Source organism: Enterococcus sp. VV15, from assembly GCF_005236045.1.
In the GTDB taxonomy this organism is placed as follows: Bacteria; Bacillota; Bacilli; order Lactobacillales; family Enterococcaceae; genus Enterococcus_B; species Enterococcus_B durans.
This window is the reverse complement of sequence record NZ_QPTY01000048.1, coordinates 1-14,047: the sequence shown is the minus strand read 5'-3', so window position 1 is coordinate 14,047 and position 14,047 is coordinate 1. Positions and strand designations below refer to the sequence as shown.

The following is a 14,047-nucleotide window of genomic DNA, read 5'->3' as shown; positions in this document are numbered from 1 at the left end:
CCTTGCGCAATTCCTGTGATAAATCCACCAATTACTGCCAATCCACCAGAAATAATCCCTGGTAAAGCTGCACCTATAGCTGCTAGAATTCCCTTTAAGGCTGTACCAAAATTCGCACCAAGTTGCGGACCGTATATTTTGATACCGTCAGCTAAATCAGAAAAAGAATCTCTGATGGTATCTATCCCTTTTCCAATATCACCGCCACCTAAAGTTTTAGCAATGAATTTAAAGGCTTTTATCACTAATCCAATTGGTCCTAACAAAGCTAAAATAACAGCTTCAATTGTTTTAATCGCTATACCAAACCAATCTATAGAACTTGCCGAATTTGTAGCGTTTTTCCCTATATTATCGATAATAGAAGCAACTTTATCTCCAATTCTTGAAATAAGTTTCAGTCCATCTGCAAAAAGTTTTGATACGGATTGTGATTTAACAAAATTTCTAAGCATTTCTTTGGCTTTGCCAATTAAATTATTTATGCTATTTCGGACATTTTCATTGGTTTTATATAAATATATCAAGCCACTCACTAAAATAGAGATACTAGCTATAACAAGAGCAAAAGGGTTCCCTAAAATTGCTAATTTCATCAATTCAAATGATTTTTTCACACCATTTATGGCTGATTGTACACTGCTCATAATTCTAATAGTAGAATTAAAAGCAAAAAATCCTCCTACAACAGAAGTGACTACAACACCCAGTATTCTAAATACTGTAGCATTACGTTTTATAATCTCTGTGATTTTTTCTATCATCGGAATTATGCTATCCATAGACTTAACCACTGAGTTCCCAAAACTATTAATAATTCCTTTCAAACTATCTATGTGTTGAGCAATAGTTTTCTCTGTCAATTTGTGAATGATTTCGTCTAGTTTAGTTATTATATTAGCAACATTTTTAGATACAGCATTTTTCAAATTACCAAACGAAGTAGAAATCCCCAAAGAATTTTCTCTTGCTAGACTAGCAAGCATTCCTGTTCCTGTTCCTAGCTCAATCAATTTATCTTGGAACTGATCAAATGTTACTGTTCCTTCTTTAAGCGCATTATAGAGATCTCTTTGAGCAGATTTTCCAACGAAGCCCATTGCTTCAGCTGTTTTTTGAAGAGCTAAAGGCATTGTTTCTTGAAGAGTTTTCCAGCTTTCTAGGTCAACTGTTCCTGTAGAAAGCATCTGGTTATACTGTTGCATACCACGACTAGCATCTTCTGTTGAAGCACCTGATGCAAGAAATGCATTGTTTAATGCTAAAACAGTATCTGTGGATTTCTCTAACTCTCCAGTGATTGCTGTCATTTGCTGTGTATTTGCTACAACATCATCTAATTTCGTTGGCAACCCGTCAATTCCGTCAGATAATTTGTTGATAGATCTCTGAGAATCTTCTGCACTAAATCCTAAAGCCTTCATAACTTTAGGAAATTTTTGCATCGTGTCGAAACGACTAATTGCTGAGTCTAATGAGTTCTTTAGAGCGTTAAAGGCTGCTGATGCAACTTTGATGAGGCCTAATGAAACAACCAGATTTTTAATTGAGGCACTTGCTTTATTGCTTTTACCTTCTAATTGATCAAGTCTCTTATTCAGTACAATAACGCCGTTACCATCGACATTAACTTCAATCTCGACTTTTCCATCAGCCATCACCTTCACCTACCTTCGCATCAGGCAATGCATATTTTTGCTGTAACTTTCTCATACGTTCTTTTTCTTTAGCGGATTCTCCTTTGCTTGGTTCCCATGTCCTGATCTGAATGATTCGAGCAAGAATGGTGTCGTCTGGCAAACTTTCAAGCAGAGCTTGAAATTCCTCCCACATCAGCTTGCCTTGTTCTTCAAACAAGTTAATCCCTATTTGGCGAAAAGAAGCATAGATATATTTAGCATCATGGACTAAACTAATATTATTTTTCTTTTTAATTGCATTCGGCATAGGGTTGCCTAAACGGTCAGTCTCAACACCTTCGCTACCGCTAACAGAAATATAGTTTTCTAAAATATGGTTAAATAATAAAAACTGTTGTTCAGATGAACCTTGAAAAATTTTTTCAAAGTCACTGATCAACAGTTCTAAACTCATATTTACTTTTTCTTCTGGAAATAAATCGACATCTTCCAAAATATCAAAAACGTCAAGTACGTTATCGAATGTTAAGTCAATAGGCATCTCTGTACCGTCAAACTCTATCGAAGTGACTAACGGGTCATTTAACCGCATCTAACCACCTACTTCTTTTTCTTATTTTTCAATGCTTTCTTTTTCAATAAATCCGCTTTCTTTTTAGAAAGGGTATCTTTACGTTTCAATACTTCCCTTTCAATTGCTTCTGCAACTTCAAAAGCAATCAGATCAAACAAGTCTAATAATTGATTGGCATCAGGATAAACAGAATAAATTTTTTCAAATGAACCTTCGCCAAGCAACGAATCGTATTCAACTTTAGCCAAATCTTTTGTCAGAGCAATAATCTTAATTGCGTCTTCTTTTTCTGGTTGTTCAATATTCTTAATCTGTTTAAGTTGTTGCTTAAGATTCTTAACCTGTTCCTCAAGTTCAGCTTGAGTATCAAAAAAACGCGTAAGTTCTTCTGGAGTAGTGCCAAAAAAGAATTCTACTTCTCCGATATTTATAGGAAACCCTTTTTTTTCGATTTGAAATGATAGTTTGTTCGTCATATTATCCTCCTGAAAAAGCTGTCATATTAAACAACTTAAAATTATTTTTTCGTTGAGATTTCATTATCAGAATTCTTCTTGTTGAGTCCCCCAGTTTTTATCTGGGGATTATCAGGGCTTCACAGCTGTGGATTCAGGTGTACTATCAAATGCAATACCACATGAGAAATCCCCATAAGCAGTAGCATCGCCGACCTGAGCAACAGGTTCTGTTACTGTTGCTTTTCCAACGCGTTGTTTTTTACCAGAGGCGGATATTACTTTGAACCAGACCTTTCGAGCATCACCTGATTTTCCAATCATATTTTCGATTGCTGCCATCGCAGGATCTTCTTCGTCATATAGTCCAGTAAACGAATAACCTAGTTGATGAGAAGTAACATCTGTTTCTCCTTCTCCGTTACCATCGTAATAACCAGTGGTTTCAGATTCTTCGTTCGAATTATCATCCACATTTGAAATCCACTTTGCCAACTCCAACCAGCCATCTTCGGTTGCTGCATTAGCATTATCGGTTGTAATTGGTTGAATAAAATAGCTTTGTAAGGCATTTTTTAATCTCATTTATTTTCCCCCTCGAATGTCGTTAATTTTGTTTGAAAATCCAATAAAAAAACGAACCAACCTTGCTCATCTGCATCGTTGATGAATGGTTTGCTCGTTATAGTTAAGTTATTAAACTCGAATGTGTCATCAGAACTAGCAACATCCTCTACACGTTCTAGCATATCTGAAATAAGCCAAAGGGTTTGCTCAATTTTAGAACCATCTTTTGACTTCATCGCAATTTCATAATTTAGTTGTACGTCTTTAATGCCATTATAATATTCTGTGATAGGCTGTCCGCCTGGTAATGGATAGATCACTAAACTTTCGTCAGCAGAAAGATAGCCTTTTTTCATTTTTAACGGTAGTTTTGGAATACTATTTATCTTATCTTTTATCCGATCGATAAAATCCATTACTTGATCCCAGCTCCTTTCAAATACGCTTTTTTCCAAGAAGGCATATACAGTGATTTTGCTTTAAGATCCCATCTTGGACCTGTTCCTGGTGTGCTATATTTTTTTCCGTTTAAGTAGAATTGCTTTCTTGCATACTTAGTTTCATAGAGAATAGCACTACCATCACTTTTAACATGTGCGCTTTGTCGAAGAATATTATTCTTTTTAGGTACAAATGGATTCATGTCAGCCATTGCTTGGTTGGCTAATGCGTATCTTCCTCGATTCATAGCCTGCGGACTAATTTTATCTCTAACCCCTCCAAGCTCAACTTTAACGCCCATTCAAACCACCTCTAGTTCGTGTGAATAAACGATATTCGAATAAGCTTCTGTCACTGTATCGATTTTTGTGAGGATGTGTTCTTTCCCATCGTAAATAATTAGTGATTGTTCTTTAAAATTCGGTAAAGGAGTAGTTAAGGAGTCGTAACAAAAAATCACTGCATTATAAAGCAACTGCTTGCCATTTGATGAAAAAGTGTACTGACTTCCTCGATCAATCCGACAATTTTCTATAGTCACATAATCCCCATAGATAGGTTTGTTATAGTCCCCTTCTCCTAAATATTCTCGATAAATAAAAGAATCCACTAGAAATTGAATTGGTGGTTTAGGCATTACCATAACGAAACACCTCGATGTAACAAGCCCGTCCCTTCTAAGTAGATATAAATATCTTCAGAAACAAGAGACTTGCTTTCGTTTTCTCCTGATGGGTTGTATCTGCTGGCATTAGAAATACTTGTTCTACCTGCTGAAAAACTCTGCGGAGCGTTATTGATACTTTCATACGTATCAGCTCCGACCTCATCAAAATAGATGATTTGAGAGCATAGAGCTAATTTGAACTGTTTTACACGAAAACCAATCGGATCATCTTTGATTTCATTTAGTTGATAAAACCGATTAGTAATATTATCCAAAACAGCTGATGCTTTTGTTAAATATCTTCTAAAAGTGGATTCGAAATCTTCTGTTTTTCCTGTTAAATCTTTAAATTCTTCAAAATTGATATAAGGCATGTTGATCCCTCCTTGTTAAAAGAAGAGGGAACTATGCCCCTCCTCCTGCTTCTGTTACAGTAACTTCGCATGTCGCTGTTTTACCATTGATTGTAGTACCAGTGATAGTAGCGGTTCCTTTGGCAACGCCTGCTACTCTACCTTGTTTTGGCGTTACGCTTGCGACAGATGCATCACTAGAACTAAAAGTTACTGTTTTATCTGTAGCTCCTTCTGGTAAAACCGTAGCCACCAATGTTTCTGTAACCCCTATTTCAAGCGTTAGAGTTGTTTTGTTCAATGTAACGCTTGAAGGGGCTACACTTTTGGGACGTAAGAAACATAGATTGCTTTTTTAGCGTTGTCGAATACAATCGCATCGTAATAATCTAAGCCTTTGATGGTATCACGGTAACCACTACGGTCCTGAGATGCCGGTACAGTATCCACAGTACCAAACTTAACAATCGGTGCCACTGCAGTTAGTGGAACGATAATGAAATTAAGTGTATCTTCAATAGTTACTCCAGAAAAACGATCTTTTGCAACTTTTAGAATAGGAACACCACCATCAATTTGAGCTACTGTTCGATTGATTCCATTGATAGACATTTGATTTGTCGTGAATGACTTGCTAACACCTTTGGCATTTTTTAATAAACGATAAGTAGCCGCTGATACAAACATTACGTAGCCACCAGGAACTTCATTATCAGTCATATATTCTTCAGCGGCATCATATGCAGCTAGAATATTGTCTTCGGTTAAAGTTTCATTCACTTTTTTACCAGCATTGTCATACATTACTTGAACAGCAACTTTGTCTCTGTGCGGGACAGTAATTAACCGTTTGTGTTCAGTTACAATATTGTTAATAGTTAGCGCAGCACTTTCAGATTGATCGAGTTGATCTACATCATAACCAAACCAGTCTTCGTGAGTTAATTTAATCGTCTCTTTTTCAATACTAATTTTATTGCGATTATTTTCACCATTTCGTTGATATTGTGTCGCGTCAACAAAACCAGACATCTTATTGATTCGAACTTCATTTACTCCGACAAAATCGGCTGCTGTAATACTTTTTGCACCTTGAGTTAAGACATCCCACACTTGAGAATCAGCTCTAAATTCTTTGTCAATGGTTGATAAATCTTTTGAGTCTAACACTAAAGTCATATTTATTCACCTAATCTTTCTTGAATTTTTTGTACAATACTTTTACCACCCGCTGTAGAACCAGCAGGATTTCCAGGGGTAACAATCGTTGGTGTCGGCGGAGTTGGTTCAGGGTCTTTTGCTTCTTGAAATAAGAATGATTTACTTTCTTGAAGTCCCTTTAATTGTTCTTCCAACCCCTGTAATTTACCGTCAACTACTTTAATAATGTCTTTATCTAGTTGACCAAGCACAATTTCTTCATCAAGTGCATTTGCTTCTTTTAAAGCTAACTTGATAGCAAAATCTTTCTGCTGTTCAGCAAGCTTTGTTTCAGAATCGGTCTTTACAGAATCGAATTTCTCTTGGAGCTCTGCTAACTGTTGTGTTAATTCTTCGTTACCTTTTGCAGATTCTTTGAGGATATCTAACTCTGTCTGGTTAGAATCAAGCTGTTCTTTAAATTGATCACGCTCTTGTTCTGCAGTAGCAAGAGTTTTGTTCAATTCAGTAACAGTCTGACCGTGTAACCCCATAACAGAATTCACTTGTTCATCTGTCAAACCTAATTCTTTCAGTTGTTCTCTCTTCATTTCTCTTCATCCTTTCGTGTTTTAACGTGGCTACGACCACGATGGAGCAGTTTATCTTTTACGCCTTAACAAGCTAAACAAGGCAAAATAAAAAACAGCTATTTTCTTAGCTGTTTACTGGTCATATCTAAAATCTTTCATCAATGTGTTAACTGGTGTATAAACTTTTTCCCTCGCGTAATTTCTGTCTAAATAATCATTAGATGCTACTAGTTCTCGAATTTGTTTTTGTGTTGCTCGTACTTTCCTTTTCCAATTTTCAGCATTGTTCGATCGTCCTAATTCCTCAGCGACCATTTGATTTTTTTTGAACTTAACAATCTGCCGTTCTAAGTACCGCTGTCTTTTTGTTAGTTCTGCAATTTTTTTATTTTCTTGTGCATCAAACTTAGGCTGATTATTTGTGTTGACACCAGGAATAAATGGGATATGCAGATGTTGACAATTTGTGCCTCGGTGACCGCCTGCAGTTCCATATTCTGCTTGCCAATACGGATCGTAGATGCTTCTGTATTTCCAATTAGTTGGCAATTCAGATATGGCCCTTAAATCAACAACATGACCTTGAATTTTTGAACATGCTTGTCTCGCTCCTGCATGGCTTGTAACTACTACTGTATGAACCCCATACTCGCTCATGCGGTCTTTTCTTAAGGTGTCATAGGTATTTGACAGGGTAGACTTTAAAACTGTTCTAACATACCGTTCTAGGCTCCATGCATGCCCTCCCTTATCGATAAAAGTAGACTTAATCCCTTTTTGAGCCCATTGCTGAATAGTTCTTTCCAAGGCTTCTTCAAACGTAAATAAACCACTGTTAAATGCAGCAGTCGTCTTATTAATAATCTCCGTATACATTTGAGTAGTGGCAGTTCCGTAGCCAAAATTGGTAGATAACAACGTTTGATTTACATAATTATTGATATCAAACCAAACTTGATCATGGTAAGCTTTCATGATGTCATCAAGGTTTGAAGGTAACGGGTTAGGGTCGTAAGGTAGTTGTTCGTCTAATTCTCTGACTATCTTTTCTCCAGAGCTGTCAAACATACTTTCAATTTCAGATTCAGCAATCCCTGTTAGTTGAGAAATAACTTTCGTAGTTTCTTTGTTGAATAGATGTAACTGCTGCAGTTTTTCTCTTTGCCAATCTAAAATATTATCGTGACCACTATTCAATCGTTTGATGATAATACGTATTAATTCACCTTCTAACGATTGATATAGATGAGCCATATTACTAGACCATAGATCCAGTTGATGAGGAGTGATCATTACTCCTCATCTCCCAACGCTTCATTTATTCTCTCCTGTTCAAACTCTTGATAGTCTATTTCAAGTGTTTCTGCTCTGATTTCATTTACTATTTTTCTCGCTTCTTTTTCTGTAACTCCAGTCAATTTTTGAATAGCATTTAATTTAGATGTTAAGCCAGCTGTTACTAGTTTAGAGTAATAATCAGCTTTGGCATCTTGCGATTGAAAAACTCCATCATCAAAATCGATGTTTATTCCCAGTTCTTCCATAGGCTTAAACAACTTATATGCCGAAGCAAGTTCAAAAATCGTAGTAATCAATTCTTTCAAGGCTTCTTCTACAATAAGGACATTATCTGATCGAGTAGAAAAAGTTTCCGAGTTTTCGCTAATTATCTCTGTCGCTGTTTTAACAGACTGACCATCAAAACTAAATGTTCCACTAGAAAAGCCTGTCTGGAGTTCAATAATTCGCAAAATGAAATTGATACTTGCTATAAATTCAGTAGATCGTAGCGATGGAACAAATTCATCAATAAAAGGTTCGTCTGATTTAAGCTGTTGAAAAACAGATGTTTTACTGTCAAATCGCTTTATTGGTTTTCCTTTGCTGTCATACTTGACTCTGAAAAAGTGATCTGATGCTAAAATTTTTCTTCTAGCTTCTTCAATTTCTCGCATAAACTCATCGTATTTTTCATTGATGTCTATTAATTGACGTTTAGCATTATCAATAACTCCAAGACTTAAAGGACTATCCAAATCAACATTATTTTTTCCTGCTAATTTGATATAGACAAAAAGAGGACGACTAAAACCTTCTAAAATGGTCTCTTCCTGTAGATTTTTGTACTTTTCTAAAGAGTTGAGAGGGATCCTCACACCAACTTGCTTTTGTTCTTCAGATCGATACAATTCGTTTCTAATGCGGTACTTTCCGTCAACCCATTCATGAAATTCTAGCAAAGTATAATAGATCGTCTTTTGTCCCTCGGATTGCTGAGTTACAGTAGCGATGGCTGCTTCTGAAATATCACTGGTATTGGATTGTAAAGGGAAGAATGTATCAGATCGACAAAATGAAATTTTGATTTTATCTGAATTAGTATCCACGTAAGGCCTCAAAGCTAACCCACCAATAGCATAACCAGCCTCTAGCTCTTCTCCGAAATTTTTCCTGAATTTATTGTCAGCAAATACCGACTGCAAAAATTCATCAGCTTTTTCATCATCTAAACTGATATTGCACCCATCGTTAAACACTAACTTAGATAACTTTCTGGATACTACTTTGGATACGTTCAATGAGTGAAAAGGGCGTGTCTGTCTATAACCATCGCTGTTAATATATTCCACGTCTGGATAAACATTTTTATAGATTTCTTTATTGTTCCTTATTCGCCTTAATTCGCTATCGCTCATAGCAATCTTTGGATGATCTGTAATGCTATTCAATGTTTCAACCATTCCTATTTTTGCACCTCCAATCCTAAACAAAGCTTTTAATTTATCGAACATTTCCCCACCTCTTTTCTAGGCTATGTAAGTTTTATAGAAATAATTGTTTCCATACCTCGCTTCATCGAGAGCATGATTATATTTATCAATCGGCAAGCCGTTATCATTTCTCACATACATGGATATTTCTTTTTCGAAATTGTAGTGACCATATTCTTCTCCATTTTCTAAGATAATGAATTGACCACTAGTCATCGTATTTTGAAGGCGTTCAATACCGACTTCAATCTTCAATCCATTACTCGAAACTTTATCAGAACTATTGTTATCAGCTTTGTCAGTATCAATGCCGATTAAATCTAATTCCGTTCTTAGTGTTTTACAGGCTGGATCAACAAAGAACCAATTCCAACGAGGAAGATGTTTCCATTTCGTGTAACACCACTCAACAAACCTTTTAATTTCTTTGGCATAGATAGACATTGCTTTCGTTTCTCCTATGTCCGTTCCACTGTGGTAATAGTTAGCTAAGCGATATAAATAGAATTTCCCTTCGTGATGAGTAACAACCCAAAATGCACAAGTCGTAGCATCTGCTTGCCCTCCATCCGCTGTAAAGAAGGTTTCTACTATATTCCCTTTAATAACAACAGCTTTATTTTTCTTGCCGAACATCGAATAAATAACACCTTGTGGTAAGACTCTATGACCGTACCAGTCACGTTCTAATAGATATTCACTACTTGATAATTCGTCATATAATTGTTTTTTTCTTTCTTCGTTTAAGATTGGATTATCATTTGGTGTCCAATGCCGAAATAAAAAACGTCCTGATTTCTCAAAACGTTCTAACAATTCCAAATTAGGATGATTAGGTGCTGGTGGATTTTGTTCACCTAAGTGATAGCGCCATTCAGCAGCAAACGTTCGTCTAAAACATTCATTGATAAAGTCTTTGTGCAATAGATTAAATTCGAGAAATGTCACAGAACCTAAAGACATACCCGTAATAGCTCCAACAGAGTTTATCTTTCCTCCACCTTTATAATAAATTTTCTTTTCACCGTTTGGAGCATATAGCAACAGATGATCACCATGTTCATCGTGTCGTATATCAGAACAACCATCAAAAATATGGACTAATCCCAATCCATCTCCATCCATAAACATCCGATAAGCTTGTTCCTGGTTATAAGCAGTTACGAGATGGTTCTGATCAGGTGATTGTAAATAGAAATTTGCCATTTTAAAGATGTCAGAAGTAGTTTTTCCACTCCTCGGTGTACCTTCATTCAATTCAAACGTAATACCATCAGTAGTTTGGTTGATATTTTCAATCTGTTTCTGACTGAATTGTAGCTGAGCCACTGCCATTTCCTCCTAATTTGACATCTAACAAGGAACGAAGTAATTCGTTGACTTTACCACTAGCGGTTAGCTTATCAGCAGTATTCTCAACAATCTTAGTTTCAGCTGATAATTTTCTAACTTGAATACTTGCAATCTTAGTTCTTTCAGCCTGTAACTCTAATTCATTGAACAACTTAATTGTTTTTGTTAGGTTATTGCTGATTCTCGTTAATGCTTCTTCTAACGATAAAATATTATCTATTTTCCGATAAGTTTTCCTTGTTACTTGTACATCTTGCATAACCTCTCGTTTGATTTCTAGCTTTTTACCATTTTTTTCAATCGGAGTTTTAATCTTTCTTAGCTGCTGCAATCGTTCGACTTCTTCATCATTTAGTCCAGCTTCAGCTTGTTGGATTCTCTTCATCATACGAAATTGTCTTATCTTAAGTAGGCGTATTTCTTCAGACAAAACAAAAGAAGGATCATCATTCAGACTAGAATAGATGTCCTTCTCTTCATCGCTTAATGTTTCGTAAAATATAGTTTCATACTCGCCTGTTTTCAAAGCGTTCTTGTTCCCAACTGGCGGTGATGCTCGGCTATTGCCTTTATTCCCTATGGCATTCTGATTGCCGATAGGTGCGCCACCTTGATTGGTAACGTTACTTTTGCCAATGGTAACATTACCTTTCAATTCAGCACTCCATTTATCTATAGATTTCCATTTTCTAACTTGTGAATCTGAAATATTTAGTTCATCTGCAATATCCTTTAATTGCTTTTCTCCGTTTGATTCCATCCAAATCCTTTTGGCTTCATCACGTCTTGGATCACGCTTCCTTGCCATTCAAACCACACCACCTCGCATTCTTTTTAGGTTGAGTTTTGTTTTCTAATTCTCAATATCCTTTAACATTAAATCAGCTTCAATTAATATCTTTAAATCGGAAACTTTATCTAACTTGATTTGTCCTGACTGGAGATTTTTAAGCCATTTACCAAGAGCTATACGAATAATCTTCTTATATTTATCAATAGATTCTGCTTTCTCCATCGCTTTTTCAATCTCATAATCTAAATCAAAGTTTTCGTTTTCCATTGTCTAAGCACCCCTACATCTGTTATGATGCTAAAAGATACAGAGGGTATCGGAAATCCACGCGTGGGCATTCTCTGTATCTTTTGGGGCTTAGTGTCCTCGTTGAAGTAGTCGGGTGTTAGCGCACTCGGCTTCTTTTTATTTAGTTTATCTTAATTGCCTTTTTACCTGTAAATTCTTCCCATCGATTAACGATTACATCTACATAGCGAGGGTCCAACTCCATTAAATATGCCTGTCTACCATTCTGTTCACAGGCAATCATTGTCATTCCACTTCCTCCAAATACATCTAAAACTTTTTCGCCTTTTTTCGAACTATTTTTTATTTGGTAATCAAATAAAGGGACAGGCTTCATAGTAGGATGTTCCCTATTCGCTAAAGGTTTATCGAACTCAAGAATCGTTGTTTGTTTCCGATCTCCATACCACTTGTGACTGCCATCATTCTTCCAACCATATAAACAAGGTTCATGTTGCCAATGATAATCTTGCCGTCCAAGAACAAGCGAATTTTTTAGCCAGATCAACTCTTGTTTTACTAAAAAATCAGAATCTAATAGAGAGTTGACAAAATTGACAACTTCTGACGAAGCATACCATACATAAAAAGAAGCCCCCTCTTTCAGATAATCAGTAACTGAATCAAAGGCACTTTTTAAAAACTCATAAAATTCACTAGAAGTCTTATTATCGTTTTGAATTTTTAACGAATCTTCTGTTTTTCCTTCGTAATTTACGTTATACGGCGGATCGGTAATGAGAAGATCTGCTTTATATCCGTTCATCAATAATTCGAGATGCTCTTTATTTGTACTATCACCACACATTAATCGATGATTACCTAGTTGGTAAATATCCCCTAATGTTGCTTTAGGTTTCTCCGGAAGCTCAATTTCAAATTCATCATCCATCGCTTCGGTTTCCATATCCAACTTCATATCATATTGTTCTATAACATCTTGTATTTCTTCTTCAGCAAATCCGGATAAGTCAAGATTTTCAGCATCTAACTCTTTTAATAACAAAGCCAGTTTATCGTCAGCCCAATGACCAGAAATCTTATTGAGAGCCACATTAAGTGCTTTTTCTTTATCAAGAGGTAAATCTACCACTGATACCTCTATCTCTTCATACAGCTCCAAATCTTTAGCCACAGCAACACGTTGATGACCGCCGACAAGATTTCCTGTACGTTTGTTAAAAATTGGCGGATCAACGAATCCAAATTCGAGAATTGATTGTTTCAGTTTTTCATACTCATCCATTCCTGCAGTAAGTTCGATTCTCGGATTATAATCAGCAGGTTTTAAATTTGCCAACTTCATTATTTCGATTTGCATTCTAATCCCTCAAATTCTTGTTAATATTATTTTGAATGTTTGGTTCATCAAAGAAACCATGACCGCAATAAATAAGTTTGCATTTATCAATTTCATTTGGCGTAGCTTCTCTGGTCATTTCAATGATGGAGTACTTCTTTTTGATCTGGACTGATTGAACAACTCTCGATGGATCGTTTGTGTTCGGTTGCGGATATCTGTTAGATAATGATACATACCAGTAGTTTCTCATTATGTATCACTCTTTCTGTTGGTTATTGGCAGAAAAGGTTCGCATCATAAACTCCATAGCCTGTCCTTCATTAAAACCTTGTATAATAAGCTGATCGTAGAAATACTTAGCTTGCTTTGCGATTAACGTTAAGCTTTTTTGAGTTTCGTAGAATGTCGCCTCCATAGTCTGATTCGCTTCATTCGTTTTAAATAACTCTCTTAATTGGTTTTCGTTCATTAGTTTACTCTCCTTTCAAAATAAAAAGACCACTCAATGAGTGATCTGGATTGATTTTCTATTTTCACATGATATAATAGAGATAGAAAAAGAGACGTGCTGGAAACACGCCTCCAATGTAGAACCGTTAAAAAGACGGTGGCTTTTGGATAATTTACTTTTTAAACCATCTTACTCGCCAAAGTAAAAGATGGTTTATTTTTTATTGTCGTTTTTGATAGCCAAAACTAACATTGCAAAAGCAATCATTAGCTGTAGCGCCTCAAATACTGACAATTCAGGCTCTCCTTTCTCTAGATTTGATACCTACATACATAAGCATCACCTCCTAGAATGGATTGCCACCATCTTTTCACTTTTCTACAATACATATTATAAAACAAGGTTAGCGGGTTTGCTAGCCTTATTTCTATGTACGCAACCTACACGTCCGTCTAGCGAACCACCTCAAATCCTCAATTCCACATCCTCAGTTGCTATTTATGCTTTTTGGGTCAGATACTTATCACACTGTCCGGTGTAAATAAGTCCTCCCAAAGTCGCTGGCAAGGAATCGAACCTTACATGGTTGCCGAAGCATTGACCTAGCACGCATGCTTAGCGTCTACCCTTTCCGCCACAACGACGTAATTAATAGATA

At 36.2% G+C, this 14,047-nt stretch carries 20 protein-coding genes; all 20 read right to left on the bottom strand.

What is annotated here, in order from left to right:
• The coding region (locus DVW83_RS13235) for a tape measure protein (RefSeq protein WP_137239497.1) at window positions 1–1,658 on the bottom strand (1,658 nt) is incomplete at its 3' end.
• Window positions 1,651–2,232 carry a Gp15 family bacteriophage protein gene (locus tag DVW83_RS13230; RefSeq protein WP_104661035.1) on the bottom strand — a complete coding sequence of 194 codons (582 nt, stop codon included), beginning with the start codon at window positions 2,230–2,232 and terminating at the stop codon, window positions 1,651–1,653. The genes DVW83_RS13230 and DVW83_RS13235, both read right to left, overlap by 8 nt.
• Before the next feature lie 8 nt (window positions 2,233–2,240).
• Window positions 2,241–2,690, bottom strand: a complete 450-nt coding sequence (locus DVW83_RS13225) for a hypothetical protein (protein ID WP_137239495.1) — start codon at window positions 2,688–2,690, stop codon at window positions 2,241–2,243.
• A gap of 111 nt (window positions 2,691–2,801) precedes the next feature.
• The gene (locus tag DVW83_RS13220) at window positions 2,802–3,254 is read right to left on the bottom strand and encodes a phage tail tube protein (RefSeq protein WP_137239493.1); all 453 of its coding nucleotides are present in this window, start codon (window positions 3,252–3,254) and stop codon (window positions 2,802–2,804) included.
• Complete coding sequence (locus DVW83_RS13215) at window positions 3,251–3,652, bottom strand: minor capsid protein (protein ID WP_104661032.1); 402 nt, start codon at window positions 3,650–3,652, stop codon at window positions 3,251–3,253. The genes DVW83_RS13220 and DVW83_RS13215 overlap by 4 nt, the downstream gene beginning before the upstream one ends.
• Complete coding sequence (locus DVW83_RS13210) at window positions 3,652–3,978, bottom strand: minor capsid protein (RefSeq protein WP_137239491.1); 327 nt, start codon at window positions 3,976–3,978, stop codon at window positions 3,652–3,654. Before DVW83_RS13210 ends, DVW83_RS13215 begins: the two co-directional genes overlap by 1 nt.
• Entirely contained in the window at window positions 3,979–4,320 is a 342-nt protein-coding gene (locus DVW83_RS13205) for a putative minor capsid protein (RefSeq protein WP_137239489.1), read from the bottom strand.
• The gene (locus DVW83_RS13200; RefSeq protein ID WP_137239487.1) at window positions 4,314–4,718 is read right to left on the bottom strand and encodes a hypothetical protein; all 405 of its coding nucleotides are present in this window, start codon (window positions 4,716–4,718) and stop codon (window positions 4,314–4,316) included. The genes DVW83_RS13205 and DVW83_RS13200 overlap by 7 nt, the downstream gene beginning before the upstream one ends.
• A 31-nt stretch (window positions 4,719–4,749) precedes the next feature.
• Window positions 4,750–4,998, bottom strand: coding sequence for an Ig-like domain-containing protein (locus DVW83_RS13195; protein WP_137239485.1), 249 nt, complete (start codon window positions 4,996–4,998; stop codon window positions 4,750–4,752).
• 17 nt (window positions 4,999–5,015) lie between these two features.
• Window positions 5,016–5,876, bottom strand: a complete 861-nt coding sequence (locus DVW83_RS13190) for a capsid protein (protein WP_104661027.1) — start codon at window positions 5,874–5,876, stop codon at window positions 5,016–5,018.
• 2 nt (window positions 5,877–5,878) lie between these two features.
• Window positions 5,879–6,448, bottom strand: a complete 570-nt coding sequence (locus tag DVW83_RS13185) for a phage scaffolding protein (protein WP_104661026.1) — start codon at window positions 6,446–6,448, stop codon at window positions 5,879–5,881.
• 114 nt (window positions 6,449–6,562) lie between these two features.
• On the bottom strand, window positions 6,563–7,723 hold the full coding sequence (locus DVW83_RS13180; RefSeq protein ID WP_137239484.1) for a phage minor capsid protein: 1,161 nt from the start codon (window positions 7,721–7,723) through the stop codon (window positions 6,563–6,565).
• A complete protein-coding gene (locus DVW83_RS13175) occupies window positions 7,723–9,222 on the bottom strand; it encodes a phage portal protein (RefSeq protein WP_137239482.1) in 1,500 nt (499 codons plus the stop codon). Before DVW83_RS13175 ends, DVW83_RS13180 begins: the two co-directional genes overlap by 1 nt.
• Window positions 9,223–9,237: 15 nt before the next feature.
• Window positions 9,238–10,536 carry a PBSX family phage terminase large subunit gene (locus DVW83_RS13170; RefSeq protein WP_137239480.1) on the bottom strand — a complete coding sequence of 433 codons (1,299 nt, stop codon included), beginning with the start codon at window positions 10,534–10,536 and terminating at the stop codon, window positions 9,238–9,240.
• Window positions 10,496–11,362 (bottom strand): phage terminase small subunit, encoded by an 867-nt coding sequence (gene terS, locus DVW83_RS13165; protein ID WP_137239478.1) that lies wholly within the window; start codon window positions 11,360–11,362, stop codon window positions 10,496–10,498. Before terS ends, DVW83_RS13170 begins: the two co-directional genes overlap by 41 nt.
• Window positions 11,363–11,407: 45 nt before the next feature.
• Complete coding sequence (locus DVW83_RS13160; RefSeq protein WP_137239476.1) at window positions 11,408–11,614, bottom strand: hypothetical protein; 207 nt, start codon at window positions 11,612–11,614, stop codon at window positions 11,408–11,410.
• Between the two features lie 142 nt (window positions 11,615–11,756).
• The gene (locus tag DVW83_RS13155; protein WP_137239474.1) at window positions 11,757–12,956 is read right to left on the bottom strand and encodes a site-specific DNA-methyltransferase; all 1,200 of its coding nucleotides are present in this window, start codon (window positions 12,954–12,956) and stop codon (window positions 11,757–11,759) included.
• Window position 12,957: 1 nt separating this feature from the next.
• The gene (locus DVW83_RS13150) at window positions 12,958–13,188 is read right to left on the bottom strand and encodes a hypothetical protein (RefSeq protein ID WP_137239472.1); all 231 of its coding nucleotides are present in this window, start codon (window positions 13,186–13,188) and stop codon (window positions 12,958–12,960) included.
• Window positions 13,189–13,194: 6 nt separating this feature from the next.
• Window positions 13,195–13,407, bottom strand: coding sequence for a hypothetical protein (locus DVW83_RS13145; RefSeq protein WP_137239470.1), 213 nt, complete (start codon window positions 13,405–13,407; stop codon window positions 13,195–13,197).
• 195 nt (window positions 13,408–13,602) lie between these two features.
• Window positions 13,603–13,683 carry a putative holin-like toxin gene (locus DVW83_RS15690; protein ID WP_113844056.1) on the bottom strand — a complete coding sequence of 27 codons (81 nt, stop codon included), beginning with the start codon at window positions 13,681–13,683 and terminating at the stop codon, window positions 13,603–13,605.
• Window positions 13,684–14,047: the final 364 nt, after the last annotated feature.

What these genes read in the sequence shown, in the direction of transcription:
- DVW83_RS13230 (WP_104661035.1), bottom strand. Translation starts at nt 2,232, where the DNA reads ATGCGGTTAAATGACCCGTTAGTCACTTCGATAGAGTTTGACGGTACA.
- DVW83_RS13225 (WP_137239495.1), bottom strand. Translation starts at nt 2,690, where the DNA reads ATGACGAACAAACTATCATTTCAAATCGAAAAAAAAGGGTTTCCTATA.
- DVW83_RS13220 (WP_137239493.1), bottom strand. Translation starts at nt 3,254, where the DNA reads ATGAGATTAAAAAATGCCTTACAAAGCTATTTTATTCAACCAATTACA.
- DVW83_RS13215 (WP_104661032.1), bottom strand. Translation starts at nt 3,652, where the DNA reads ATGGATTTTATCGATCGGATAAAAGATAAGATAAATAGTATTCCAAAA.
- DVW83_RS13210 (WP_137239491.1), bottom strand. Translation starts at nt 3,978, where the DNA reads ATGGGCGTTAAAGTTGAGCTTGGAGGGGTTAGAGATAAAATTAGTCCG.
- DVW83_RS13205 (WP_137239489.1), bottom strand. Translation starts at nt 4,320, where the DNA reads ATGGTAATGCCTAAACCACCAATTCAATTTCTAGTGGATTCTTTTATT.
- DVW83_RS13200 (WP_137239487.1), bottom strand. Translation starts at nt 4,718, where the DNA reads ATGCCTTATATCAATTTTGAAGAATTTAAAGATTTAACAGGAAAAACA.
- DVW83_RS13190 (WP_104661027.1), bottom strand. Translation starts at nt 5,876, where the DNA reads ATGACTTTAGTGTTAGACTCAAAAGATTTATCAACCATTGACAAAGAA.
- DVW83_RS13185 (WP_104661026.1), bottom strand. Translation starts at nt 6,448, where the DNA reads ATGAAGAGAGAACAACTGAAAGAATTAGGTTTGACAGATGAACAAGTG.
- DVW83_RS13180 (WP_137239484.1), bottom strand. Translation starts at nt 7,723, where the DNA reads ATGATCACTCCTCATCAACTGGATCTATGGTCTAGTAATATGGCTCAT.
- DVW83_RS13175 (WP_137239482.1), bottom strand. Translation starts at nt 9,222, where the DNA reads ATGTTCGATAAATTAAAAGCTTTGTTTAGGATTGGAGGTGCAAAAATA.
- DVW83_RS13170 (WP_137239480.1), bottom strand. Translation starts at nt 10,536, where the DNA reads ATGGCAGTGGCTCAGCTACAATTCAGTCAGAAACAGATTGAAAATATC.
- terS (WP_137239478.1), bottom strand. Translation starts at nt 11,362, where the DNA reads ATGGCAAGGAAGCGTGATCCAAGACGTGATGAAGCCAAAAGGATTTGG.
- DVW83_RS13160 (WP_137239476.1), bottom strand. Translation starts at nt 11,614, where the DNA reads ATGGAAAACGAAAACTTTGATTTAGATTATGAGATTGAAAAAGCGATG.
- DVW83_RS13155 (WP_137239474.1), bottom strand. Translation starts at nt 12,956, where the DNA reads ATGCAAATCGAAATAATGAAGTTGGCAAATTTAAAACCTGCTGATTAT.
- DVW83_RS13150 (WP_137239472.1), bottom strand. Translation starts at nt 13,188, where the DNA reads ATGAGAAACTACTGGTATGTATCATTATCTAACAGATATCCGCAACCG.
- DVW83_RS13145 (WP_137239470.1), bottom strand. Translation starts at nt 13,407, where the DNA reads ATGAACGAAAACCAATTAAGAGAGTTATTTAAAACGAATGAAGCGAAT.